General features: G+C 57.6%; 4 protein-coding genes and 1 pseudogene. 4 read left to right on the top strand and 1 reads right to left on the bottom strand.

The window, feature by feature from the left end; all coding sequences use genetic code 11:
* The first annotated feature begins 2 nt into the window (after positions 1-2).
* Both I8N66_RS36150 and I8N66_RS36145 read left to right on the top strand, forming a co-directional pair.
* Positions 3-875 (top strand): universal stress protein, encoded by an 873-nt coding sequence (locus tag I8N66_RS36150; protein ID WP_291165113.1) that lies wholly within the window; start codon positions 3-5, stop codon positions 873-875.
* 554 nt (positions 876-1,429) lie between these two features.
* Complete coding sequence (locus I8N66_RS36145; protein WP_291165111.1) at positions 1,430-2,086, top strand: BON domain-containing protein; 657 nt, start codon at positions 1,430-1,432, stop codon at positions 2,084-2,086.
* 208 nt (positions 2,087-2,294) lie between these two features.
* On the opposite strand, the gene I8N66_RS36140 is transcribed toward I8N66_RS36145, so the two are convergent.
* Entirely contained in the window at positions 2,295-3,542 is a 1,248-nt protein-coding gene (locus tag I8N66_RS36140) for an MgtC/SapB family protein (protein ID WP_291165108.1), read from the bottom strand.
* Here I8N66_RS36140 and I8N66_RS36135 point away from each other — a divergent pair, their 5' ends adjacent.
* Both I8N66_RS36135 and I8N66_RS37660 read left to right on the top strand, forming a co-directional pair.
* Complete coding sequence (locus tag I8N66_RS36135; RefSeq protein WP_291165105.1) at positions 3,543-4,127, top strand: universal stress protein; 585 nt, start codon at positions 3,543-3,545, stop codon at positions 4,125-4,127. It begins immediately after the preceding gene.
* Positions 4,100-4,234 (top strand): annotated as a pseudogene (locus tag I8N66_RS37660) (universal stress protein). Before I8N66_RS36135 ends, I8N66_RS37660 begins: the two are co-directional and overlap by 28 nt.
* The last annotated feature ends 296 nt before the right edge of the window (positions 4,235-4,530 follow it).

Genomic DNA, 4,530 nt, shown 5'->3' with positions numbered 1-4,530 from the left:
AGGTGGCTCACTTCTCGGTGGAAAAACCGGCTCAGTTCTGCGCGGAAACCAACACTGTCCTGCTCGTCGCTGATGCCGACAACTATGAAAGCGATCTGAGGGCCGCGGTGGATCTCTGCGTGGCTGGAAACGTCCATCTGACCGTCCTCTTGATGATGCTTGCGGCTCCGGTGCCATTAGGAGATTACGCAGCCATGTCGGTTGCCTGGATCGAGGTTCGTGATGGCGACACCGGGAGGCTTGGCAAAGCGGTCATGAGTGCCCGCGCGACGCTCGAAACACTTGGTGTTTCGTTCGAAATCCATGGAAGCTATCCTGAGGAAGCATGGGTGGAGGACGACGTCGGAGAACGCGCACGTTATGCCGACCTGACCCTCGTCGGGACGAGCCTGCTAGCAAACCGGAGGCTTCGCTCGCACGTCGTTGAGGGCGCGCTTTTCAATTCGGCTCGACCGGTCCTTCTTTCCGGTAACCGCCAGTCGGTGACGCTATCCCCCAAGAAAATACTTCTAGCATGGAACTCTACCATTGAGGCGAGCAGAGCCCTAAGGGAGGCACTGGAAATGATGAAAAGCGCTGACATCGTCAACATAGTTCTGATCGACCCCAAGGCCACCCAGGCTGCGAACGGGGAAGAACCCGGTTCGGATGTAGCGACCTACCTTTCCCGACACGGCATCAAGGTTACTGTCGATCGCCTTCCAAGCTCCGGGCGCGAGGTTAGCGAGGTTCTTGTCCAGCACGCGATTGATACCGCTGCAGACCTCATTGTAATGGGCGCATACGGCCATTCACGCGTTCGCGAACGGGTGTTTGGCGGCGTAACCAAGGCCATGTTAAACGCGCCGGTCGTGCCTGTTTTGATGATACATTGAGTCAGCCGCGCCACGATGTGCCGCTCCTTGGGCGGCGTATATGTTTTGGCGGCCAAGCCCTTTTCGTGATGGGAACCGCGACCAAGCAGCTCAACGACATCTATATTGAAAAAGAGATGCAGGTAGCAATCACCGACCTCCGGCGGATCCGGCCTTCAAGACGCTACGCTCCCAACTCGCCCTCGTTTCGAGAGAGGACCAGGCGTGCCAGGTATTCCCTACGTCGCCGTCCGCTAGACGCGAACTCCTGAAAGGCGCATTGGATGATGACGCTTTTCCACTCATTTCCGGAAAGCTCGTCTCGTGTTCTTACCATCCAGTTGGATTGGCTTACAGCAAAACAAGACGCGTCACTTGCCCGGATTGGAAAATGAGGCTGGTTTCGTTGACGGACATTCCTGACGATCGTGCTCCACCTCGCTCAACGATTTCATGCCCTACTGAAAAATAAGGTCCCGTCGCTATTGGCCTTTGACGCCCCTCAATGACCGATCACGGCTGATCAGCGACAATCACGGTACGTCAATAAAGACGAGGCCCTGGAGGTGATCGCCATGAGCGACTTGAGTCTACGACAAGACATCCTTGACGAGCTCGAATATGAGCCCAGCATAGATGCCGCCAACATCGGCGTAACGGTTGAGAATGGAATCGTGACTTTAACCGGTCATGTCCAAAGTTACCCGGAAAAGCATACGGCCGAGCACGTTGCCCGACGCGTTAAAGGTGTTCGCGCGATTGCGGAGGAAATCGTCGTACGATTGCCGGATCATAAGAGAACCGCTGATGATGAAATAGCGAGCCGCGTCCTGAAAATCCTCGACTGGGGTGCAGCAATCTCAGAACCGAACAACATCCAGATCAAGGTGGAGCGGGGGTACGTGACTCTCGTCGGCACTGTCGATTGGTATTTCCAACGCTCGGCCGCAGAAAGCGCGATCTACCAGTTGACAGGCGTCACGGGCATCGACAACCAACTCAGAATTCGTCCCAGAATGGATGTCGTCGACATTCGGCATGGTATCACGGAGGCGTTGAGACGCCACGCGGAGATCCAAGCCGCAGAGATTGGCATCGAAGTCTCAGGCAGTCACGTGACCCTCCGGGGGAAAGTCCAAAGCCTGCGTGAACGAACAGTGGCTGAGCAGGCCGCCTGGTCTGCCAAAGGAGTGAGCGGCGTGACGGACTACCTGGAGGTTGTAGGCAAGTAAGGATGTCATACACCGCCATCAGCGGGCGAAGATGACTTTTCCGCGACCTCGCCTTGCGGAACACCGTATCAGCGGCCATATCCTAAACGGACTGAGCGGTATCGAACCCTGTATCGGCCATAGAGCTGCGGTCCCAACGCCCTGCCTCGGTCAGAGGCAGGCTTTTCATGGCGATGAGAGTACCTGCGACCGCAGATTTGCAGATGTGTTATCGAAATATCACGAGATATCCGCTTGCACCGGCACCCGCAGCGAATAACGAGACGAGCGCGAGCGGGAGCCAATATCTTGGGGGGCCGGATAAGACCGCCACAAATATCCGCCCGCCCGCGTTGGCAAGTGCGGCTGCAAGGACGGCTGTTCCCACGGTTTCCAGTGGCATCGCGCCACCGAACCGCAGCGCAGTTAGAACCGCTATGTCGACGTCAAAAACTCCCGATGCCACCGCAACGCCGATCAGACTCTCATTGCCGATCCTACTAATCAACGCAGCTCCAAGCGTCGCCGAACCTGCGAAAAGGCCCGCAAAGATGAAAAGCGACCCAACTTCGAACGGGTTTCGCGCGACAATGGCCTCACCTGACGCAGGAGCACCCTTCGCCATGAGACCACCGCCACAGGCCACAAAAATTGAGGCGGTGATGAGAAGCGGTAACAGCACGATCGGAAGAACTTGAGGGTACAGGGCGAAAACCACAGTGAGCACGCGCAACAGGGAGACCGCCGCGGCGAAGCTTGCAGCACCAGCAAGCGGACGCGCTGCCTCGCCGCTGCGCGCCTTCTGCCCGAAGCTTGCCGTCACAGCAGTCGAGGAAACGAGGGCGCCCGCAAGGCCACTGATCAAAAGCCCCCGAGTTGAACCCAAAAGGCGCGTCGCAACATAGCCTGCAAACGAAATGGTGGCGCTCAGAACGGTGAGGAACCAGATCTCACGCGGGTTGAACCCGCCCCACGGATCGATCGCATAGCTGGGCAAAAGAGGGAGCCCGATCGCCGTCATCACAGCAAGGATGAGTGCTGAGCGAAGCTCGACCCAAGTAAGCCGTTTGAGGAGGTTGTGCAGCAGTTCGCGGCTTGCGAGGACCGCCGTAAGCGCGGCTCCGGCGGCGGCTGCCGCCTTGTAATCACCTCCGACTGCTAAACCGCCAAGCGCGAACACGCAGAGCCCAGCGATCACGCCAGTGACACTGTAATCCTCGTCGTGACGGGACTCCCGCAACTTGAACCACATGAAGCACAAAGCAAAGGCGAGAAAACCGGCAGCAAAGATGGACTGGTTTTGCGAAACCGACGAGAGCGCCGCCAGAATACCTCCCAGCAGACCGGAAATCCCGTAGGTCCTGATGCCGGCCGTTCGGCTTCCCTCGGGCGCGTCCCTTTCACGCCATCCCCGCTCCAGTCCGATGAGAAGGCCTATCGCGAGAGCAAGTCCGAGCCGAGGGATAAGTGGTTCCATTTGATTCTCGCGCCTCGCCCGATCCTATTTGTTGAGGCCATCCCGCAGCCCAAATGCATACTCCGGTTGGTAATTAGGCCCACGGATGCCGCTCACGCCTTCTTTGATCAGCAAATCCATTCGTCGTCTTTGACCATAATCAATGCTGTCCGAGAGTTGTTTGCGCGATACGTCAGCGAGGAGACTTCCACGATCAAGCACATTCTTGCTGCAACCGATGTATCGAGACAAGCGAAGGCGGCCGTGGCCATGGCCGCACAACTCGCTCAAGCGACCAGCGCCAGCCTCACCATTCTACACGTCGTTCCGTCGAGCCTGGCTGAGCCTGAAATGGCCTGGCTTGCAGAACAGGAAAGGACTTTCTCGGTCTTGGCAGCCACGCCGAAAACGTTGCGCGTTAGTCACGAACTCCTGTCGATGTCCAAACGTGAGATCAGTGAGCACGCGTTGATGATCGGCCAGCGCTTAGTTGAAGAAGCCTGCGATGAAGCTCGCAGAGTGCGGAGGAAGTTTTCCCGCGCCTCTAAGTCGGGCATTATGCGGATGTCATTCTCGATGTGGCTAACGAAATCAATGCAGATTTGATCGCGGTCGGCAGCCGCAGACTGGGTTGAAATGAGCGTTTTATGCTTGGGAGCGTCTCAAAAGCAGTAACTCAGAAAGCGCGTTGCTCAGTCTTGGTCGTCCGCTGATGGCCGTCGACGGCGGATCCCTCGCAATGCCGCCAACTCCATCCTCCGCCACGGGATTTAGTGTCGCTCCATGGGTCCAAGCCATTACGCGCTGCATTCCACTCAAGGGGAAGAGATCTATCGTGCGCTAGGCGCTGAGCCGCCGCCGATGTCGGACTTGCTCACAGTTGTGCTCAATATGCCAAAACACCGGCGGTCACCCCCTGGATGACCGCCGGTGCGATCGGCCGAAGCGCCGAAGGATGGGTTATTCTGTTACCGTCAACCTGGCATGCATGCCGGCTTCGAAATGTCCC

The organism is Ensifer sp. SSB1, from assembly GCF_016652895.1.
Lineage (GTDB): Bacteria > Pseudomonadota > Alphaproteobacteria > Rhizobiales > Rhizobiaceae > Ensifer.
Note: the sequence above shows the minus strand (reverse complement) of the source record. Positions and strands in the feature narration are given on the sequence as shown.